We start from the raw sequence: 21,233 nt of genomic DNA, 5'->3' as shown, positions 1-21,233 counted from the left end.
TTTGTTATAAGCAGGTGGAGGAATGAATAGTACAGAAATAAGAGTATTAGTTATTGATGATGAGAAGGATATTAGGAGTTTGATTGTTAAATATCTAATTAAAGAAAATATGACTGTTTATGAAGCGAGTTGTTCTAGAGAAGCTATACGTTACTATACCAATCATGAATTAGATATCATTATCCTAGATATTATGCTGCCAGATATGAGTGGATTGGAACTGTTGAAGAAAATTCGTTCTGAATGTAATGAGACTCCAGTTATATTAATCAGTGCAAAAAAGGAGGACTCAGATAAGGTATTAGGTTTAGGATTAGGTGCGGATGATTATGTAACAAAACCCTTCAGTCCAGCAGAATTAGTCGCCAGAGTTAAAGCTCAAATAAGAAGGAATAGCATTATCACTAATCAACAAAAGCTAACAGAAATACTTGTATGTGGAGATTTTAAACTGGATTATACCAATTATACATTCTATAAGTCTAAAGAGGTCATCAATCTATCACCTACAGAATTAAAAATTATGGCTTTCTTCATGAGAAATCCTCATCAAGTTTTTACTAAGGTACAGATTTTTAGTAACGTGTGGTTGGAGAATGATTATGGGTATCAAGTGGCAGATGATAACAGTATAATGGTACATATCAGTCATATTAGGGAGAAGATTGAGTTAAATCCTAAACAACCTATACATATTCAAACTGTCTGGGGCATTGGGTATCAGTTCATTCCATAAATAAGGAGGAAACATGACCTATAAATCAAGAATTGTTTTGACATTTTTCATCTCTATCATTTTATCAGTAGCAGTTTTTTTGTTGGTCACTTTTCTGCTTCTTAAGAGCACACTATGGGGTGAACAAATTAATGAGCAATACATGCGGGAAGTAAGAGATATAGTTGCTGAGGAGTTAGAAAGGACAACTCTAGAAGAAAGCATTTCCATTATAAATAGATACGCAGAAGATTATCTTCATATGGAATTTGAATTACTTACAGATCAATTTGATTTAATACATACTACTGGTGATGTTAAAGGTGTATACTCTAGAGAGTGGATTTTAGATAGGTTGTCACAACATGCAAGTTGGGCTCAAGAGGAATGGGTAGTGGCAAAAGACATCACCTATCCTTCAGAAGATGAAGCTATACTGCTTATTGTTGTGAATAAAAATGACTACCAATCCATCATGGTAGCATTCAATAATAAAGGAGTGGGGTTAGCTGGTAAAATCTTTCTTATAGGTTTAATCATTACATTAGTGATATCCGGTGGTATAGCTTTTCTTTTTATGCAAAAAACCACTTTTAGGCTTTATAGATTGAATAATGCTTTAAGCCAATTTGAAATGGGGAATTTAAACATTAGAATTGAAGATGCCTATAATGATGAAATAGGGCACCTTGCAGATGTATTTAATCAGATGACTCATAAAATAAAGAAACAAATTAATAACAGAGAAAAAGATCTTCAAAAAAAACATCTAATGGTGACAAGTTTATCTCACGATTTGAGAACACCATTAACACTTATTGCTGGATATATTGAAGCACTAGAAAACAAAATTTACCATACTCAGATGGAGCAAGAAGAAGCTTTTAACATATTGAAGAAGAATACAAAAGCCATGGAAAAGATGTTGGATGATCTATTGGAGCTGATGAAACTTGAAGTTAATGAAAAGGTTTTAGTATTTGAACTCTGCGATATAAACGAATTGATAAGGCGTTTGGTTATTGAATATATTCCACTACTAAAAAAGGAAAATATAGAACTGGACATCAATATTCCAAGTTGTAAGCATATTGTCGAGATTGATATTCCTAGCATGCAAAGAGTAGTAAGAAATCTTATCGTCAATGCTATGAAATATGGGAAAACAGGTAAGTATATAGGTATTAGTTGTCTCTCTTATGAAGGTAAAGTCGTTATTACTATAAAAGATAAAGGAGAAGGTATTGAAGAGAGGCATAAAACAAAAATATTTGAAAGTTTTTATAGAGTTGATCAAAGTAGAAATACTGAGTTTGGAAGTATGGGTATTGGGTTATTTATTGCAAAAGAGTTCACAGAACTTAATAGGGGTAAAATTTATATGGAAAGTGAAATAGGTAAAGAAACTGTATTTTGTATAGAATTTGAGTTGAAAAGCTTCAATAAATAAGAAGACACCTTAATCAGGTGTCTCTTTCTATCTTTACCTCTAAGGGAGTAAATCAAACCCTATTCAAACTATTTTTTTAAAGTAAAATAGACATGTTAAAAGGTGATTATTCATATAAATCACCAGCTAAATCTTTAAGCAAGGTATAGTCCAAGATAGTGATTCGATTTCGGTTTTGTTTTAATAGTCCTTTACTCTCCAAAGAGCGAAGTGTTCTCAATAAATGACGGTAACTAGTACCTAATAATTCTGCTACATTCTGTAATTGTGGTAGTTCAATGACGGTATTAGAGATGGAGTTTGAAGTATTAGTGGATGGTATGCTGATGATATAGCTTGCTAATCTGTTCTCCAAAGGGAATAAAGAGTTAATTGAGCTTGCCTTTGAAGACTTAGCTAATTTCTTGGCTAACTCAGTTGATATGAATCTATAAAATGGACAATTATCATCAGTATATTGCTTGAGAGAACTAAAGCTAATATTAAGGGTATGGCATTCTTCAAGTGCCTCAACAATACAACTAGATGTTTGCTTAAGGAGCCATTCTACTTCACCAATAATTTCAAGCGGCTTATAAAATCTTAATAAGTATGCGTGACCGTTTTTTCCAATTGTAAATACTTTTGCATTACCCCTAACAAGTAATGAAAGTGAGGTTATATGTTCTAAAGGTGCAAGGATATAGTCACCACTATTATGTTTCTGAAGAGTTAAGTTAGTTATGAGTTCTTCAGAAAGTACTTCCTCTAGTTGAAATTCCTTTAGATATTTACTGATTAACATTCTATCATTCATCGTCTTTTTTCACCAACTTTAATAGTCCTTAACAACTGCTATTCAATCATATCACATAAGAGTAGTTTTGTTAACATTTCTGTATATGACAAATGTCATATATTGAATACTTTATTTACTATACAATTGTGTTATTAAGCAGAGTTGAAGGGAATAGTATGCATGGACAGTTATGATATTCATTATATGAGAAAAGCCCTTCAATTAGCGTCTGAATCGCGTTTAGCTGGCAATGAACCATTTGGAGCTCTATTAGTTAAAGATGGACAGATAGTAATTAAAAAATGTCCTCAATGATGAAGGTTTAGCAGTATTTGATGGTTATCAGTTTAAATATGACTATTAATTTTATGGAAAATGGAGGAGACGTTATGGAAAAAATGTATGAAAAAGTTTTAGAATCAGTAGACTATATTAAAAATCAAACCGAATATAAGCCTAGGATAGGTATAATTCTAGGTTCTGGTCTTGGTGGGTTAGTTGATACAATGGAAGGTAAAGAATATATCGATTATAAAGATATACCTAATTTTCCACAGTCAACAGTTAAAGGTCACAATGGACGATTAGTTATTGGGAGAGTTGGTGGAGTAGAAGTTTTAGCTATGCAAGGTAGGTTCCATTATTTTGAGGGTTATACCATGAAAGAAGTGACTTACCCTGTATATGTTATGAAGCTACTAGGAATAGAGAAGTTAATCATCACAAATTCTTGTGGCGGTATTAATACAACTTTTGAACCAGGTACATTAATGTTAATCAATAATTTTATTAACTTAGTATCGGACAATCCTCTGATCGGTTATAATGATGAACGTTTTGGACCTCGTTTTCCTGATATGACAGAACCTTATAAAATCTATCTCATGGATAAAGCGAAAGAAGTTGCTAAGACTATTGGAATCGACTATAAAGAAGGCGTTTATGCTGGTTTCATGGGACCTTACTACGAAACATCAGCAGAAATTAAAATGATAGCGGGCAACGGCGCAGATGCTGTTGGTATGTCCACAGTACCTGAAACAATTGCGGCGAATTATTTAGGACTCGATGTTTTAGGGATATCATGTATTACTAATATGGCAACAGGTATTCAGAAAGTCAAACACTCCCATGAGCGGGTAGTAGAAACAGCTAATAAAGCGTCAGTGAAATTCTGTAATTGGATTGAGAACATAATACCAGAAATTATTTAATGTAAGATAAAAGCAGACCATCACCTTGATGTCTATAACAATCATTAAAGGGAGGTCTGCTTTTAAATTTGGACGAATTAATTTAGCTTTGGCAAATTAATAACAAACTTATAGAAGTCTTGGTATTCACCAATATAGTCAGATACAATGTGATCCTCGCCATTATGAATCATATGGTCTTTAATTAAAAAAGTTTTTATGCCGATATTCCCTGCAATTAAGTCTTCTCTTACATCATTCCCGACCATCATACATTGATCAGCAGATTTATTGGTGTCTTGTAATACTTCTTCATAGAATTGAATTTGGGGTTTACAATAGTGGTTGTTTTCATAGTGAGTTATATAAGAAAAGTCACTGGCTTCAAGTCCTGCCCATTCAATTCTTTGCAAAATTGCCTTTTTAGGAAACAAGGGATTAGTTGCAATAGCAAGTGTATAGCCCTTTTCTGTTAATAATTGAATACTTTTTTTAATAAAATCATTTTCGGAAACGGCTTGTCTAGTCTTACTAAATAATGTATCGTAAAATTTATCAAATCTTTGTGTGTATATGTTTAAGTCACCATTAATTCTTTTCTCAAAATCAGCCATAAAAACTTCTTCATTTGTTTTATGATCAAGGTTTGTTATCATTGCTTTCGTTGATGACCAAACGTGGTTAATAAGTTCTCGTGGATCTATTAAATCGGCAAAATGCTTACCCATTTCATCAAAATAAATGCTCATGAATAACTCAGCATCCATTGGTAATAATGTGCCGTCTAAATCGAAAATAATAGTATTTATTTTTGAGTTCATAGCATACCTCCTCGTAAATTACATCCATTCTATCATACTTAAATCCTACAAACAATATTTATGTCCCTTAGCTTTTCCCTTTTTTTAAGAATATCCTAAGATTTTCATTAAGAAAGTCTTAAGATTTATCCATTATAATTCTATATGAAGAAAGAGATTGAGGTGATATAATATGAGGAGAAATTTATTACCAAAACAGGGGGATACATCATGAATATATTGATTTGCGATGATGATCAAGCTATTGTTGATGCAATAGAAGTATATATGATTAATGAAGGATATAATGTATTAAAAGCTTATGATGGTATACAAGCATTAAATATTATGAGAGAGTATAAAGTACATTTAATTATTATGGATATAATGATGCCAAATATGGACGGCTTAAGAACGACTATGAAGATACGTGAGAAAGCGAATATCCCAGTTATTATGCTTTCTGCAAAAACAGAGGATACTGATAAGATCATAGGGTTAAACATGGGTGCTGATGATTATGTGACGAAACCATTTAATCCATTAGAACTAATTGCAAGGGTTAAATCACAGTTAAGACGTTATACGTCATTGGGGTGTATGGAAATTAAGCAAAATGTGTACTGTACAGGAGGTCTTTATGTAGATGATTCCAGTAAACAAGTCACCGTCGATGGTGAAGTTGTACAACTAACCCCTGTACAATATGGAATTCTTAGTTTTTTAATTAAGAATGCTGGCCGTGTTTACTCCATTGACCAAATTTATAATCAAGTATGGGGAGAGGAAGCAATTAATCCAGAAAATACTGTGGCGGTACATATACGTCATATTCGTGAGAAGATAGAAATTAATCCAAAGGAACCTAAATATTTAAAGGTGGTGTGGGGCATTGGTTACAAAATTGAAAAATATGAGTCATAAATTTATTTATCTTATTATGTTTATAGTGGTTATAAGTAGTTTTACAGCTGGTATAGTAACAGCAGCAAACTTTTATAGTACAAATCGTCATTCACTGTATCTACTTAGTGAGAACGATTTTTATGGAAGTCAGATCCTTTATAACGAATTAAGTGATACCTTGGAGAGTATACATAATATGCTGACGACAGATGATAAGGAACTCCAAAACACTATTTATTCACGACTAAGTAAGGAAGAAGGATTATATTTCTCAGCTTCAAAGGGGAATAAAACCTTCGTGGTTGGTGAAGGAAATAATAAAAACTACTTTAAAGAATATCCAGTTCATATTATTGTAGATAACAACGATATGACGGTCTATCCTGTTAAGTTAAATAACCATAATGAGACATGGTTCATGGAGAGCCTTCAATATGGAATGGACGGGCATATCTACATGGCTATAGGAGAGGAATATACACAACCAATAGCTGATAAGTGGAGTAGTGAAAGAGCAGTTGTTCTTAATATTGCAAAGGAAACATTGGTATATTTAGCTGGATTTATAATTGGTTTTATTATTTTGGCTGTTTCTGCATGGCGAAAAGGTAAAAGGCAAGATGCTAAGAGAGGGATTTATACGGATATTTCTTTAATGCTTGGGGGCTCAATTATCCTTGCATGGGTATTTCTTATGATGGAAATTTACGGCAGGTATTATTACGATCCTAATATGAGAGCTATTCTTGCTACAGGGGGAGCAGCTCTAATAGGTTTTCCACTATTGTTTACCATGACCAAAGATTTATCAATGGGAGAATTCCTTAAGCATTCCTTAATTTATAAAGTATTTAGGTGGCTAAAAGAAGTTATGATAGAGATGTACAGCAATGGTAATTTAGGGGTAAAACTCACCATCATCATACTAGGTTATACAATACTATGTGTTGTTTTACCACTTCTTGCTCCTTTAGCGTTCTTGGTGGTCATGTGGCTTCTGCTTAAACAAGTGAAAGATTTCCATAGTCTTAAATCAGGTATGGAGAAAGTGAGAAAAGGTGAGTTGAGCCATAAGGTTATATTAGAAACCAATGGTGAGTTAAGTAAGCTAGCTAATGAAGTTAATGAAATAAGCTGTGGTCTACAAGAAGCAGTTGAAAATGAGATAAAAAGCGAACGCTTAAAATCTGAGTTAATTACCAATGTTTCTCATGATATCCGAACCCCTCTTACATCTATCATTACCTATGTGGACTTACTCAAGAAAGAGGAGAAGTCAGAGAAGGCTAATGACTATGTTGAAATTCTTGAACAAAAGGCAAATCGCTTAAAAGTGCTAACAGATGATCTCTTCGAAGCATCAAAAGCATCAAGTGGCAATATTCCAGTCCATTTAGAAAAAATTGATGTTATAGCTTTAATAAAACAAGGTTTAGGGGAGTTAAATCATGTTATAGAAGAAAAGGGTTTAATATTTAAACTTAATAGAGAAGAGACTCCTTGTTATGTGCAAGCTGATGGACGATTATTATGGCGTGTTATGGAAAATCTTTTATCAAATATTTTTAAATATGCTATGACTGGTTCCAGAGTCTATTTAGACATCATAGAAGATCAGGATGATGTAACCATTGTAATGAAAAATATCTCAAATCATGCTTTAAATATTCCTGTTGATGAATTGATGGTAAGATTTAAGCGTGGCGATGAAGCTAGAAGCAGTGAAGGTAGTGGATTAGGCTTAAGTATTGCTCAGAGTTTAACAGAACTTCAAGGTGGGCAATTTAGAGTTGATATTGATGGAGATCTTTTTAAGGCAATTATCAATATCCCGAAGTCTTTTGCTGACAGTGGTGAGTCACATTCATAGATAAAATGTTAGATCGCGTTTTTATACTTAAAGCGAGATCATGTGGAAACCATAGAGATAAGTGGTTATAGGGAGATGGAGCACTAAACTAGTGCATATACCCTTAATTGAATGTTATAATAAAAATAATATTTCTAATTAGGAGGCTGAGGTATGAAAGAACTGAACTTTACTCCTTTTCCAATACTAAGATCTAATAGAATATTACTAAGGCAAATTATTGAAGAAGATGCTCAACTTATTTACAATTATCAGTCTGATAAAGATAATTTTCCTTATGTGGATATGCAGATCTATACAGAAATTGATGAGGCTAGAAAGTATATTACTAAGATGAATAAGGGGGTGAAGGAGAATCAATGGATTATATGGGCAATTGCTGATCCTCAAACAAACATTATATTAGGTACTATCTCGATTTGGAATATTTCTGAAAAAAATTCTAAAGCTGAGTTAGGATATGGACTTTTCCCGGGCAATATCGGTAAAGGGATTATGTCTGAAGCATTGAAGAAAGTGATTGATTATGGTTTTAATACTATGGGACTTCTAGAAATAGAAGCATACACCAATAGAAACAATATGAAATCCATTGCTCTTTTGGTAAGAAGTCAGTTTAAAAAAATAGCTGACTTTGAAGAAAAGGAAACTTTTAGCGGGGAACCCATGGATATGGTTATATATGGATTGAGTACAAACTCAGAATTACTATAGTAGATGGTAGGACAAAAAAAGGAGAGAAGATAGCTTCTTTCCTTTTTTTTGTCCTATATTTACTTTTTTTCGTACATTAACTTGTCTACATGTTCTAATATGTGATATGGTTTTACATCTTTCTCACCATTATAAGTATAATCACCAATCGTAAAACCATAGGTAATCACTTCGTTTTCATAAGTCATTTTGTATTGGTCTTTTAGTTCTTCAAGTTGATGAATAATAAGCTCTTTGTCACTAGGATTATTAAGTATGATACAAAACTCGTCTCCTCCATAGCGAAAGAGTTTATAAGATCCTTTAACGTGATGATTAATTAGTTGTACAAAGTGAACCAGAATTTGATCGCCAACTAAATGCCCGTATGTATCATTGATATATTTGAATTTATCAAAATCTAAGAACAAAATAGTAAAAGGTATTTTTTCATTAATTTTATCTGTCATTATCTTGTCTAAACAATACCTGTTATAAGCTTTGGTTAATTGATCTGTATTTAAATTATCGTGTAATTCCTTACCACTGATATATGTTAACATTTTGGTTTGGAAAGGTATCAGAAAGATATATACTGCGAATAAACCAAAATAAGAGTAATCTTTATGAGCAATAATAAGGAATAATGAAGTCATAAAAAAATAATAAAAACTAAATAGAACTTGTTTTAAATCAAAATTCGATTCAGTTGTATTTCCAGTATATAAATAAACCACAATACTGACTAATAAATAATTTACAAGACTATGTACGATAACCATAAGGAGAAGGGTTATGTAAAAGCTATATATTTGAAATAAATTAAAATCCAGTTGATAAATCAAATAGGCACAATTTGTACTAATACCAATACAAAACATATTAAAAAGAAATTTATCATTGATGAATTTATCAACAGTCTTATGATAGTATTTTCCGATAATATTGATTGCTATATGAGTAGTTACGATTAAAAATAATGTTGAAGTTAGGTTTAAAAAAAACAAAGAGACAATACTTAATGGTGCTACAAGAGAAATATGTTTATTTGAGCTATATTGAATGCTTGTAAATTCTGCTATGACAGAAAAACAGAATAGTATTACCCATAGCCCATTAATGACTAATGGATAAGTTAAACTCGAAAATATGATAGTTGCAAATCCGATAATATTAATGAGTGCTAAATAAGGTTTAAAATATTTGTTCATTTTCTCTCTCCTAGTTTATTGACCATGTTGTTAAAGAGTAAAGTTAATTAATTACTTTTCTTTTTTGATACTTTAGGTTTAGTGTTTTATATAAACAGAACATATATCTAAGTAATTCCGGAGTTCTTTTGTGTTTTGTAATAATTCATCTGGAATAGTTACGTATTCTTTCATAATAGCACCATGCGACTCATAAAGTGTCGAAGAGTATTTCGCAAGAAACTCCTTATAAATGTCATTATTTTCATATTTATATGGTAGCACAAGAAATCGTATTAAACAATAATAATTACTAATTATCTAAGAAATTTCTTGACATTTAATTTTGATTGAATTATAATGAACAAAACTTTAAGGGTGATTAATATGTTTACTACATTAATAGCAATACAACAACTTCATCACCGTCATAAACAGCGCTTGTAAGTAAGGTCATTTAGCCTTAGGCACAAGCGCTATTCGTGTTTGTGCCTGAGGTGTTGAAGATAGAGCAAAACACCATTCAGGTATGAAAATTCAACCTGGATGGTGTTTTTTTGTATGAAGAATTATATCTTCATCATCCACTTATAGTGCTTTGTTATTTATAACCGAAGCAAAAATATAAATTTGGAGGTCATTGTATGAGTTTAGAGCTTAAAAATGTAAAAGGAACCTATGATTACATGCCAGAGGATCAAAGAGTTAGACAGAGAATAATAAGACAATTACAAGATGTATTTGAGAAGTATGGTTATCAACCTTTAGAAACGCCAATTATAAGTTATTTTGACGTTTTGTCATGGAAGTATGCTGGAGGATCAGAGATATTGAAAGAAGTCTATCAATTGAGTGATCAAGGACAGCGTGAGCTAGGTCTTCGTTACGATTTAACAGTCCCATTCACTCGAGTAATCGGTATGAATCCCCAATTGAGAATGCCTTTTAAACGTTTTGAGATTGGTAAAGTGTATAGAGATGGACCTGTGAAGATAGGGCGAAACAGGGAGTTTATCCAATGTGATGTTGATATAGTTGGTGTGAAATCGGTCATGGCTGAAGCAGAACTCATATCCATGACTAAAGAAATATATGACGCCCTTGATCTTGATGTATACATTTCTTATAATAATCGGAACGTCTTATCTGGGATTATACAGTTAGCTGGTATACGAAAGGAGCAGTTTAATGATGTTATATTAACCATAGATAAGATTGAAAAAATAGGTGAAGAAAGTGTATGCAATGAGTTAGAGAATAAAGGAATAATTAAAGAATATGTCGACCGATTATTGAAGTATCTGAGAATGGACCCTAAACAGTTATTGATTGAACTTAAGACAATCAACGATGACAGTATAATAGAAGGAATAACAGAATTAAAAGAGCTAAATCAATACTTAGATGCTCTTGATTTGAGAGAATTTGTTAGATTCACTCCCAGTCTAGCTAGAGGTCTTGAAATATATACCGGTACTGTATGGGAGGTATTTCTAGAAGATGGTAGTATTTCATCCAGCATAGGGGCAGGGGGGCGATATGATAAGATTATTGGAACTTTTCTTGATAACGGTAATGAATATCCAGCAGTAGGTATGACATTTGGTCTAGATGTAATTTATGAAGCGTTAAAATTAAAGAATCAAATTAAGAAAGATCCTTATATTGAGGTTTATGTTATACCCATGGGAACAAATGTAGAGTGCCTAAAAGTTGTGAAAGATTTAAGGAATTTAGGATTAAGAGTTGATATAGATATGACTGGTAGAAAAGTAAAGAAGGCTCTTAGTTATGCCAACAAAGAACAAATTCCATATGTTATGGTTATCGGTGATAATGAAATAAAAAGTGGGAAAGTTAATGTCAAAGATATGAGTACTGGTGAAGTGCAAGAAATTAAATTAAATAAACTGGAGGAATTAGGGGAATATAAAGATGAAAAGGAGCATATTTCAATAAATTAGATGAAGTTTAAGGCAAGAGACCTGGTATTTAAATCTAAAACTGAAATGGAATAATTTAAAAATAGTAAAGGAATTTAGAGGTTGTAAAAATTCTGACTATTGAAAGTTTCTGTAATTGTGTTATCATAATAGTAACACTATTGTAAAATGATCGAAAAATAATAAATCCTTGGAGATCAGCAATAAATAATAGGGATCTCGTGAAATAAAAGACAAAAACATGTTAGCTAATTGATATAATATTGTGAAAATGAATAAATTACTTCTCTATACTTCAATTGAAAAATGTAAATACCTATTAATGGAATTAAGGATAAAATGTGTTATTAGTCTATTAATGATTTTCAACAAAGACCATTTCCGTGGTTTTGAAGTTTAAATGGAGGTGAATTCATTAAAGTGATGAAAGGAGGTCTAAGCAATTGAAGACAGCTGTGTATTGGATAATGTATTCTGCGATATTTGCTGTGTAGCAACTGAGAAGCTTCAATATGATTGTGAATAATACGACATAATTCTATAACTGTATTGACCATTTGTATAATTCACTTTTTAAGGAGATAGCATGTTTAACGTGAAAGTTCTTCATGATAAACATAAGATGACGAGCTTTGTTACGGATTATTAACTGGATGAGTACTGTGTAGATTGTTAATAATAAGTTATCAATATGATAAACCACTAGGTATCTGAAAGAAGCTGACATAACAAGATTTATTTATATAATTGCATGTATTTTAATAATAACTTGCAAGATTATTCAAAGTATGATAGAATAAAGTGGTAACATGGGGGAGGAATTGACGTAGTCTGAACTAGGTCCATTCCAGTGGCATGTATATAGTGTTTAAATTTATGACAAATGACGAGATGATTTATACTCATCTCATAGTGGAGGGGAGTATTCCCACAGTACTATTATGACATTAAAGATAGAATTAATGGTATTGAACCAGTTATGAGTTGCTAATATTCATTAAGTATTTGTATGAATATTGGCTTTAGTTTTTATACTAGGAATTTTCTCACAATACTGATAAAGAGATATTCCTGGCTGAAGTTTATGAGGAGTAACATTTACTAACACTTAAGGAGGACTATTATGAAAACCAAAATTAGTGATTATTTTGTTTTACATGAGGATGTTTTAGATATTTTAGAATCTGCCTCAGAAGTAATAATTCCTGAAAGTAGACAACACTTATTAGAGTTGGCTACAGGGGGAGCTGAAGAAGTCTTTGAAGTTAAGTATGATGTAAAAGGTATAGGAGTAGTTGAAGAAGCGACTGTAACTAAATGTAAAAATGGTGCGTCTGTTAATTATCATGAAGAGTATATGAGAAGACGTGACCCAAACTGTCTATTAATTGGAGATAGTTTAGAAACTGATAAAACTCGTTATGAGGAAAGATATGACCATTCATTTGATGATGTAAGATTAGAGACTTTTGAGTGGTTAAAAGAGCAAGAGCTTATTGCAATGCCATTCATTGCTGGTGATGAAGTATATGGCTACCCAGCATTATTAATAGGACCAAAGAATGCAGCATTCTTTACAGCCGGTCTGGCTGATTTACAAGGTTTTATTCCAAAAGATAAAGTTAATGATAACTTTGAACCAAAAGCAATTATTTACTTAGCGCCTGTTTTCAGACATACGCATTTTGACGGCAAACAAGTCGTTGTTCATAACAGATTAAAACACGCTCATGAGGTATTTTCATTTAATCTATATCCAGGACCAAGTGCAAAAAAAGGTATCTACGGTGTTTTATTAAACATTGGTGAGTTAGAGAACTGGACAACAGTTCATGCTTCTACAGTTCTAGTTACGACACCATATGATAACCAATTAGTACTTATGCATGAAGGTGCAAGTGGTGGTGGAAAGAGTGAAATGATTGAGGAGATTCATAGAGAAAGAGATGGTAGTGTTCTTTTAGCTAAGGACTTAATTACGAAAGAAAAACTCTTCTTAGAAATCTCTGATACATGTGAGCTCAGTCCAATTACTGATGACATGGCAATTTGTCATCCAGAACTACAAAATCAAAGCAAACTTGTTGTAAAAGATGCAGAAGCAGGCTGGTTCTTACGCTTTAATCATATTACAGAATATGGTACATCACCACACCATGAAAAATTATGTATCCATCCAAAAGAGCCTTTAATCTTCTTAAATATGGATGCTTCACCTGGTTCCACTATTCTTATTTGGGATCATATCATGGATGCTCCTGGTAAACCATGTCCAAATCCAAGGGTTATTATGCCTAGAAGTTTTGTTCCAGGCGTTGTTAATGAGCCTGTTGAAGTAGATATACGTAGTTTTGGTGTTAGAACACCAGCGTGTACTGCTGATGACCCAAGTTATGGTATCATTGGTTGCTTACATGTACTTCCTCCAGCTTTAGCATGGATTTGGAGATTAGTTGCTCCAAGAGGTCATGCAAACCCAAGTATTACAGATACTGAGGGTATGAGTAGTGAAGGTGTAGGTTCATATTGGCCATTTGCAACTGGTAAAATGGTGGATCAAGCAAACCTACTTTTAGAACAAATTATTAACACACCTAATACAAGATATGTCCTTATACCAAATCAACATATCGGTTCTCATGAAGTTGGTTTTACACCACAATGGATTGTCAGAGAATATTTAGCTAGAAAAGGTAATGCTAAATTTAAAGATGATCAAATTGAAGCATCACGTTGCTCACTTCTAGGCTATGCATTGAAGCGTTTAAGAGTTGATGGTAAAGATTTACCAAAAGGTCTTTTACAAACAAATTATCAGCTTGGAGTTGGTAATGAGGCTTATGATGCAGGTGCAAAAGTATTAACAGATTTCTTTAAGAAAGAAATTGTTAAGTTTAATACTGATGAATTATTACCAATTGGTAGAGAAATAATTGAGTGCTTCTTAAATGATGGTACTGTTGAAGATTATATAAAGCTAATTCCTATGAAATAGGGAATTTTAAGGGCACCTAACTAAAATGTTAGGTGCTTTTTTAGTGGAATATTTTTGTAGAGCAGTTTTTGCTCGGAATAAACAAATCGTCGAAAAACTAGTAGGGGAAAAATAGAGAATGAGTACAGGAAAATAAATGTTTATTGACAATGATTATTATTTTCGCTATACTTATATGTAGTTAATATTACTACATCATATGGTAAAGGAGATAATTATGAAACAGAGACAATGGGCAAAAGACCTAAAAGAATACGCAAAACCTAATTATAAAAAAGCAATCATTCAAATTATTAATACACTAGTACCCTATATTATTTTATTGACTCTATCTCTATATCTATTTCAAGAGAAAACATCACCTATACTATTAATCCCAGTTCTAATTGCTTCTGCTGGATTTATGGTACGAGTCTTTATATTATTCCACGATTGTACCCATCTATCATTCGTAAAATCAAATAATTGGAATCAACTATTGGGGACTATATTTGGTATCTTCACATTTACACCTTTTGTACCCTGGCAAAAAGAGCACACGATTCATCATGGTACTGTTGGGAATTTGCAACGTCGTGGGTCAGGTGATATATGGACAATGACTGTCAAGGAGTATGATAATTCTAAATGGTATAAAAAGGTTATTTACCGAATATACCGTAACCCTATTTTCTTGTTTGGAGTAGCGCCGATATCACTATTTGCGGTACTTAATAGATTACCTAAAAGGCATTCGGGTAAATCTGAATGGACCAGTTATATGATAACCAATCTGGGTATCATCATTATTGGTACCATATATGGGAGTATTTTTTCAATAAAGGACTATTTAATTGTTCAGTTAATCACCCTTGCTATAGCAAGTAGTTTAGGTGTTTGGCTTTTCTATATCCAACATCAGTTTGAAGAAGTTTATTGGGAAGAGAATGAATCATGGGATTTTGTTGATGCGGCTTTAAAAGGTAGTACATTCTATCGTTTGCCAACTATATTAGAATGGATTAGTGGCTACATAGGTTATCATCATATACACCATCTCAACTCCAAAATACCTAATTACAATTTAAAAGTATGCTATAAGAACAATGATCATTTTACAGATGTAAAAACAGTGACATTAGTATCAAGCCTACCATTAGCACTTTTACAATTATATGATGAAAACAAGCAAGCCCTAATCTCATTTAAACAGAGGAAGAGTATGCTGAAGTTAAATTAAAAGAAGATAATGGTTTAAAAAGGCATTTTTAGTCAAGAAGTATAGAGAAGATAGTGCTATAATGAAGTCAGAAAATGCAAATGGAGGTAAGTTTTTATGAATCATTATGATGATATGCAAAAGATAATTGATTATATTGAAGAACATTTAGACGAAGAATTGTGTATTGACAGACTTTCAGAAATGGCTGTGCTATCTAAATTTTATTTTCAGAGATTGTTTTATAAACTCGTTGGCGTGACGGTTATGGAGTATGTAAGATTGCGACGTGTAGCAAGGGCGTCAGATGAAATTAAAGAGTGTAATAATATTACAGATGTTGCTTTTAACTATGGATTTAATAATGTTGAAACATTCATACGTTCCTTTAAGGCCATATACAAAATGACGCCAACTGAATATAAAAAGAGTAATATACCTCTTGCTCACTTTTATAAAACAGATTTATCTCTAAAGTATAGATATGCGGACATAGGCGTGCCTTTAATTACTTCTGGTATAGTTCTTGAAATAAATACCAAAGAGATTACTGATGATATTAAGCTTGTAGGAACTTTAAAAGAGTGTTCTATGGAGCCTGCGGGGCAAGATAATCCCAGTATTGCTTGGAGTGACTACAATGCTATAAGAGACTCAATCAGTAAAGATTGTACACCCCATGTTGAATATGGGATCTCTTTACCTTCTGAGATAACTGGAAAATTCAACTATTTAGCTGCAAAGCAGGTTCAAGAGTTTTGTGATGAACACAGGCAATATGATCAATTTACTATACCATCTGGATTTTTTGCTGTATGTACATTCTCTGGAGAGGATTTTTATCAATTGACAAATGCTGCCCTTGATAAAGCATTCGCTTATTTCCTACAAACATGGTTACCCAATAGTGATTATGAGATGACTGGTTATTATGCTGCAGAAGTATATGATTGTCGCAGTTTGAAAGATCATCCATTACCTGAACAAGTTCAAAGAGCCCCTAAAGATATGATTATGAATCCTCCTGAAATGGATATTATAGTTTCAGTAAAAAGAAAAGAAAAATAGTCCATAAGACCCCTGTAGTTGAATTGAAATCAACTACAGGGGTTTTTGTGTAAGTGGCAAATATATAATTGATGTTGACATACTATATCGGCAGGTGATATAATCAGGTTACGATATATCGTCTAACGATATAACATTAGACGATAGTTTTGTGAGGAGTGATGAAATGCCTAAAAGTGACGAACATGGGGCTTTAACCGAAGCAGTCTATTATATTTTATTAGCACTTTATCAACCCATGCACGGGTATGGTATTATGCAGTTTGTAAGAGAACTTAGTAAAGAGCGTGTAAATTTGGGACCAGGAACCTTATATGGTGCAATCAACACGATGCTTAAAAAGGGGTGGATAAAAGCCCTTGGTGAAAGTAAAAATAGTAGAAAGAAGGAATATGAAATAACGGATGAAGGACGTAGCGTTATAGAGGGTGAGATTAAGCGATTAGAAGAGCTAATTATAAATGGTAAAACAATTGTGAGGGGTGAGAAGGATGATACATGTTATTAGAAAAGTATTTCTTGACTATGAAAAAGAAGAAAAGTGGCTGAATGAGCTGGCAGTCAAAGGGATAAATTTTGTTGATTATTCCTTTACAAGATACTTATTTAAAGAAGGTCAGTCTGGTGAATATATTTATAGGATTGAATTATTAGAAAACCTTCCATCACATCCTGAAAGTAAAGCGTATCTTAAGTTTTTAAAGGAGTCAGGTGTGGAATGTATGTCAACATGGTACAGATGGGTCTACCTTAGAAAAAAAGCTGATAGCGGTCCATTTGATATCTATTCAGATTATGAAATGCGTATCAAGCACCATAAACGAATAGTAAGTTTACAAGGTATTGGTGGAGTTGTGAATTTGCTATGTGCAATAATTAATTTATTATTGCCATTAACACATCATACATCAGAACCAACCATGAATTTGGTTGTAGGAATAATTAATTTACTTATAGGAATGAAACTTACATCTATGGCCATGGGACAGATGAAAAGAATATATCATATGAAAAAAGAAAAACAACTCTATGAATAATGATTGAGCACCTTGAAAAAGGTGTTTATTTTAATATTTTATACTTTTATTGATTATGACATACTGTTGTCGCATTGTATTTGTTAATATAGTTGTATGCATGAGATAATTTTTAGGCAAGGAGATGATGGTATGGATTTTATAACTTTAACTGTAGATAATCTTGATGATGAGCATATATGCTGTGCAATTTCTGATAAGAAAAGCAAGAGTGGTTATTTAGCTAAAAAAAATTGGTTAAAAAAGCAAATAGAAAATGGTTATGTTTTTACTAAATTAAATGTAAGAGCCAAAGTCTTTATCGAGTATTGTCCGTCAGAAATAGCCTATTTACCAGTACAAGCACCTAACTACATGGTGGTTAATTGTTTCTGGGTATCTGGAAAATATAAGGGGAATGGATATGGGAAACAGCTTCTAAATAAGTGTATCGAAGACAGCCGACAAAAAGGGAAAGATGGTATCATTGTCTTATGTAGCGATAAAAAGAGACCTTTTATGTCAGATAAAAAGTTTTTTGTAAATCAGGGTTTTGAAACATGTGATACATCAGAGCCATATTTTGAATTACTATACTTACCTCTGAAAGATCAGATAAAAAAGCCAGAATTTCTGCCAATTGCAAGAGAAGGGGTATGTGATGATAACGGCGGTTTCAAGGTTTTCTATTCTAACCAATGTCCTTATATGGAATATTATATTGATCTTCAATCCAAACTTGCTGAGGATAGTGGATATATCTATGAGAAAGTATTAATTGATAGCCAAGATAAGGCAATAAAGAATCCTTCACCTTTTACTATCTATTCTTTATTTTATAAAGGAAAATTTGTAACTCAAGAACTTACTGCTGAAAAAAAATTTATAAAGATTATGGATCAAGTGGAATAGGGATAGCAATTCTGGTCAAGAAAAGTCTCTTATTATAGTGCTATACTGCAAAGTATAAGCATAATAAAGGAGATGAGATAGTGAAGATAACGTTTGAAGATAGTGGTAATTATACGGTTTTTAGGATTTCTGATTTTGATGTGAAGTATGAGAAAATTTTAGAGATGTGTTTTTATGAAAAAGATGAGGATAGCTATAAAAAACTATTCTTAAAAGATACCCCAAACATGAACAGAATCAAAGATAATTATAAAAGTAATGCAGAAAAAATGTTTAGCCAAGTAGGTTATTTTACACCTATTCCTTGGGAAAAGGCTCTATTAGAATTTGCTAAGAAAGTTGATGAAAAAGGGATTGACTGGTGGTTGACGGGAAGTTGTGCAGCTTGTATTAGAGGAATCCCACTGAATCCTCATGATGTTGATATAATGATTGATTCTAAGGACGCTAACAAAATAGGTGAACTCTTTGTTAATTATATTGTTGAACCCATCATTGATACAAATGGATGGTTAACAAAAGATTTTGGCGTACTCTTTTTACATGCAAGAATAGATATAGCATCTGACCCTCAAGCTTGTTTAGATGACCCTGAACCTGTAGACTGTGGTCCATATGCAAAAGAGCATTTAGAAGTAATAACTTGGAATGGATATGAAATCAAAGTGCCTCCGTTATCCCTACAACTTTATGTTAATAAGCTAAGAGGAAGAAATGATCGAGTGAAGCTAATTGAAAATTACATGAAGGAGTATGACTAAACCAATAGGAAAAATTGGTTTAGTAAAATATAGTAAAGCCGAACATATCCTATGTTCGGCTTTAGTTTATATATAATATATTATTGTTTTAATTCAAGTGTTTGCATAAATAGCTTCATGACTTTTGAAGCATTAACTTGGTTAAGTACCAAGCATTCTTTTTGTTCGGGATAAAACATATTCCAAGCATCAACTAAAATTTGACCACGTGTTTCGCCATCTGTAACAACTTTTACTGGAGCTGTCAGACCAGTACAAACAGTAGGATCTAAATAGTAGGCGATGTTTAATATGTCATTAATAATACAACCATCAAAGTTTTCAACTTTTCTATGAAAATCCATATAGAATTGTGTAACTTCATAAATGAAACGACCGATATCGTTTTGTTCTTTAAAACCAAAAGTCATATCTGGTGTTAAAAATATTTTACGAGTCACATCTAAAGTAACTAAAGTCATAGGGACTTTAGATTCTAATATTAATTCTACAGATTTAGGATCATGATAATAATTAAATTCTGTCACAGGAGACATATTGCCAAATGCGTTGTATGTGCCTCCCATAGAGAGAATGGATGAACATTTATTAAATGTATCCTTATCTTTTATATAAGCCCTAGCAAGGTTAGTTAGTGGACCTAATGCAATAATATCCACATCTTCATAACGTGATAAAACATCCAATATAAAATCTTCAGCTTTAACGATGGAGTGCTCATCATAGTCTTTACCATAGTAAGTTTCTCCTAAACCATCTTCACCGTGGGTATCTTTTGCATCGATGAATTCACCATGAAGGTTACAGAGATCACTGGTATAGATAGGGATCTCTTTTTCAAGAAGTTGTAAGATAGCTTTAATATTTCTAGCGCTTTCTAAACTATTGACATTACCGCTTACACTTGTGATACCAATAATGTTAAGATTGGATTTGATGGCAAAGATCAAAGCTAAAGCATCATCAATTCCACAATCAGCATCAATAATGACTTTTTTATGCATCAACATCATCCTTTGGTGTAATGTATGACATAATATACATAAAAGGTGTATCAATAATGGCAGCAATATATTTAACAACTAAAGTTGTAATGATTACAGTACCAACAATATCCATTGGGAAAATGCCTACAAGAGCAAAACCAACGGTAACAAGTATTGAATCCACTAATTGTGATATAAAGGTTGAACCATTATTTCTAAGCCAAAGATATTTTTTTGAGTCGTTCCAAGCTTTGAGTTTTGAATAAACATAAACATCTAATGTTTGGCTAATCAGATAAACAAGGTTTCCAACTAAAACGGCTTTTAATGCTCCACCGTTAATGGAGAAAAATAATTCAAGTGCTTCACTAAAATCCTTGCTGTATTCTAGTCCTTGAAATAATGTAGAAATATACATAATGAGAACAAAGGATAAGTTAGCAAAGATTGAAATATACACAGATTTTTTGGCTTCTTTGTAGCCATACTTTTCATTAAGTAAATCTGTAGCTAAAAAGATACCAGCAAACATAACATTGCCAAGAGTAGCTTCTAGCTCAAATAATCCAAAGTCAAACATAACACCTTTATTGACTTGTAGATTAGCAGCGATTACACTTAAAATTATGTAACCTAAAATACCACGTTTTCCAAAAAACTTGTAAGCTGTTGCTATAAGTCCAAAGTTGACAACAGCAAAAATTAAAAATACTAATAAGTTATTCATTCAAATTCCTCCTAGTTTTGATGTCGCAGGAT

General features: G+C 32.4%; 20 protein-coding genes. 15 read left to right on the top strand and 5 right to left on the bottom strand.

Annotated elements, in window-relative coordinates; translation table 11 throughout:
- The first annotated feature begins 22 nt into the window (after positions 1 to 22).
- Both C1Y58_RS07005 and C1Y58_RS07000 read left to right on the top strand, forming a co-directional pair.
- Entirely contained in the window at positions 23 to 736 is a 714-nt protein-coding gene (locus C1Y58_RS07005; RefSeq protein WP_242985352.1) for a response regulator transcription factor, read from the top strand.
- 13 nt (positions 737 to 749) lie between these two features.
- On the top strand, positions 750 to 2,165 hold the full coding sequence (locus tag C1Y58_RS07000; RefSeq protein ID WP_105615301.1) for a sensor histidine kinase: 1,416 nt from the start codon (positions 750 to 752) through the stop codon (positions 2,163 to 2,165).
- 106 nt (positions 2,166 to 2,271) lie between these two features.
- On the opposite strand, the gene C1Y58_RS06995 is transcribed toward C1Y58_RS07000, so the two are convergent.
- Positions 2,272 to 2,961 carry a Crp/Fnr family transcriptional regulator gene (locus C1Y58_RS06995; RefSeq protein WP_105615300.1) on the bottom strand — a complete coding sequence of 230 codons (690 nt, stop codon included), beginning with the start codon at positions 2,959 to 2,961 and terminating at the stop codon, positions 2,272 to 2,274.
- Between the two features lie 162 nt (positions 2,962 to 3,123).
- On the opposite strand from C1Y58_RS06995, the gene C1Y58_RS27015 reads away from it, so the two are divergent.
- Positions 3,124 to 3,258, top strand: a complete 135-nt coding sequence (locus C1Y58_RS27015) for a tRNA-specific adenosine deaminase (protein WP_278286081.1) — start codon at positions 3,124 to 3,126, stop codon at positions 3,256 to 3,258.
- A 74-nt stretch (positions 3,259 to 3,332) separates the two neighbouring features.
- Positions 3,333 to 4,157, top strand: a complete 825-nt coding sequence (locus tag C1Y58_RS06990; protein WP_330404402.1) for a purine-nucleoside phosphorylase — start codon at positions 3,333 to 3,335, stop codon at positions 4,155 to 4,157.
- 77 nt (positions 4,158 to 4,234) lie between these two features.
- Here C1Y58_RS06990 and C1Y58_RS06985 read toward each other — a convergent pair whose 3' ends face one another.
- On the bottom strand, positions 4,235 to 4,957 hold the full coding sequence (locus C1Y58_RS06985) for an HAD family hydrolase (RefSeq protein ID WP_105615299.1): 723 nt from the start codon (positions 4,955 to 4,957) through the stop codon (positions 4,235 to 4,237).
- Positions 4,958 to 5,164: 207 nt separating this feature from the next.
- Between C1Y58_RS06985 and C1Y58_RS06980 the strand changes: the two genes are divergently transcribed.
- From C1Y58_RS06980 to C1Y58_RS06970, 3 genes are all read left to right on the top strand, one after another.
- The gene (locus tag C1Y58_RS06980; protein WP_334293835.1) at positions 5,165 to 5,860 is read left to right on the top strand and encodes a response regulator transcription factor; all 696 of its coding nucleotides are present in this window, start codon (positions 5,165 to 5,167) and stop codon (positions 5,858 to 5,860) included.
- Positions 5,829 to 7,712, top strand: a complete 1,884-nt coding sequence (locus C1Y58_RS06975) for a HAMP domain-containing sensor histidine kinase (RefSeq protein ID WP_105615297.1) — start codon at positions 5,829 to 5,831, stop codon at positions 7,710 to 7,712. The genes C1Y58_RS06980 and C1Y58_RS06975 overlap by 32 nt, the downstream gene beginning before the upstream one ends.
- 153 nt (positions 7,713 to 7,865) lie before the next feature.
- Complete coding sequence (locus C1Y58_RS06970; RefSeq protein WP_105615296.1) at positions 7,866 to 8,426, top strand: GNAT family N-acetyltransferase; 561 nt, start codon at positions 7,866 to 7,868, stop codon at positions 8,424 to 8,426.
- 59 nt (positions 8,427 to 8,485) lie between these two features.
- Here the strand turns inward: C1Y58_RS06970 and C1Y58_RS06965 are convergent, their stop codons facing one another.
- Positions 8,486 to 9,616 (bottom strand): GGDEF domain-containing protein, encoded by a 1,131-nt coding sequence (locus C1Y58_RS06965; protein WP_105615295.1) that lies wholly within the window; start codon positions 9,614 to 9,616, stop codon positions 8,486 to 8,488.
- Between the two features lie 623 nt (positions 9,617 to 10,239).
- On the opposite strand from C1Y58_RS06965, the gene C1Y58_RS06960 reads away from it, so the two are divergent.
- The 8 genes from C1Y58_RS06960 to C1Y58_RS06925 all read left to right on the top strand — a co-directional run bounded on the left by C1Y58_RS06960 (position 10,240) and on the right by C1Y58_RS06925 (position 19,488).
- Positions 10,240 to 11,559 carry a histidine--tRNA ligase gene (locus C1Y58_RS06960; RefSeq protein ID WP_105615294.1) on the top strand — a complete coding sequence of 440 codons (1,320 nt, stop codon included), beginning with the start codon at positions 10,240 to 10,242 and terminating at the stop codon, positions 11,557 to 11,559.
- Between the two features lie 1,102 nt (positions 11,560 to 12,661).
- The gene (locus C1Y58_RS06955) at positions 12,662 to 14,533 is read left to right on the top strand and encodes a DUF4914 family protein (protein WP_105615293.1); all 1,872 of its coding nucleotides are present in this window, start codon (positions 12,662 to 12,664) and stop codon (positions 14,531 to 14,533) included.
- Between the two features lie 217 nt (positions 14,534 to 14,750).
- Complete coding sequence (locus C1Y58_RS06950) at positions 14,751 to 15,752, top strand: fatty acid desaturase (protein WP_157949994.1); 1,002 nt, start codon at positions 14,751 to 14,753, stop codon at positions 15,750 to 15,752.
- 96 nt (positions 15,753 to 15,848) lie between these two features.
- Complete coding sequence (locus C1Y58_RS06945) at positions 15,849 to 16,799, top strand: AraC family transcriptional regulator (protein ID WP_105615291.1); 951 nt, start codon at positions 15,849 to 15,851, stop codon at positions 16,797 to 16,799.
- 166 nt (positions 16,800 to 16,965) lie between these two features.
- Positions 16,966 to 17,307: a PadR family transcriptional regulator gene (locus C1Y58_RS06940; protein ID WP_105615290.1), complete on the top strand. Its 342-nt coding sequence runs from the start codon at positions 16,966 to 16,968 to the stop codon at positions 17,305 to 17,307.
- Positions 17,291 to 17,836, top strand: a complete 546-nt coding sequence (locus C1Y58_RS06935; RefSeq protein ID WP_105615289.1) for a DUF2812 domain-containing protein — start codon at positions 17,291 to 17,293, stop codon at positions 17,834 to 17,836. The genes C1Y58_RS06940 and C1Y58_RS06935 overlap by 17 nt, the downstream gene beginning before the upstream one ends.
- Positions 17,837 to 17,968: 132 nt before the next feature.
- On the top strand, positions 17,969 to 18,727 hold the full coding sequence (locus tag C1Y58_RS06930; RefSeq protein WP_105615288.1) for a GNAT family N-acetyltransferase: 759 nt from the start codon (positions 17,969 to 17,971) through the stop codon (positions 18,725 to 18,727).
- Positions 18,728 to 18,807: 80 nt separating this feature from the next.
- On the top strand, positions 18,808 to 19,488 hold the full coding sequence (locus tag C1Y58_RS06925) for a nucleotidyltransferase domain-containing protein (protein WP_207655721.1): 681 nt from the start codon (positions 18,808 to 18,810) through the stop codon (positions 19,486 to 19,488).
- Positions 19,489 to 19,568: 80 nt separating this feature from the next.
- On the opposite strand, the gene C1Y58_RS06920 is transcribed toward C1Y58_RS06925, so the two are convergent.
- Entirely contained in the window at positions 19,569 to 20,492 is a 924-nt protein-coding gene (locus tag C1Y58_RS06920; RefSeq protein WP_157949993.1) for a nucleoside hydrolase, read from the bottom strand.
- Positions 20,485 to 21,201: a queuosine precursor transporter gene (locus C1Y58_RS06915; RefSeq protein WP_105615286.1), complete on the bottom strand. Its 717-nt coding sequence runs from the start codon at positions 21,199 to 21,201 to the stop codon at positions 20,485 to 20,487. The genes C1Y58_RS06920 and C1Y58_RS06915 overlap by 8 nt, the downstream gene beginning before the upstream one ends.
- Between the last annotated feature and the right edge of the window lie 32 nt (positions 21,202 to 21,233).

Source organism: Vallitalea okinawensis, assembly GCF_002964605.1.
Lineage (GTDB): Bacteria > Bacillota > Clostridia > Lachnospirales > PQDH01 > Vallitalea_A > Vallitalea_A okinawensis.
The sequence above is the reverse complement of the archived record's forward strand: the minus strand, read 5'-3'. Positions and strand labels throughout refer to the sequence as shown.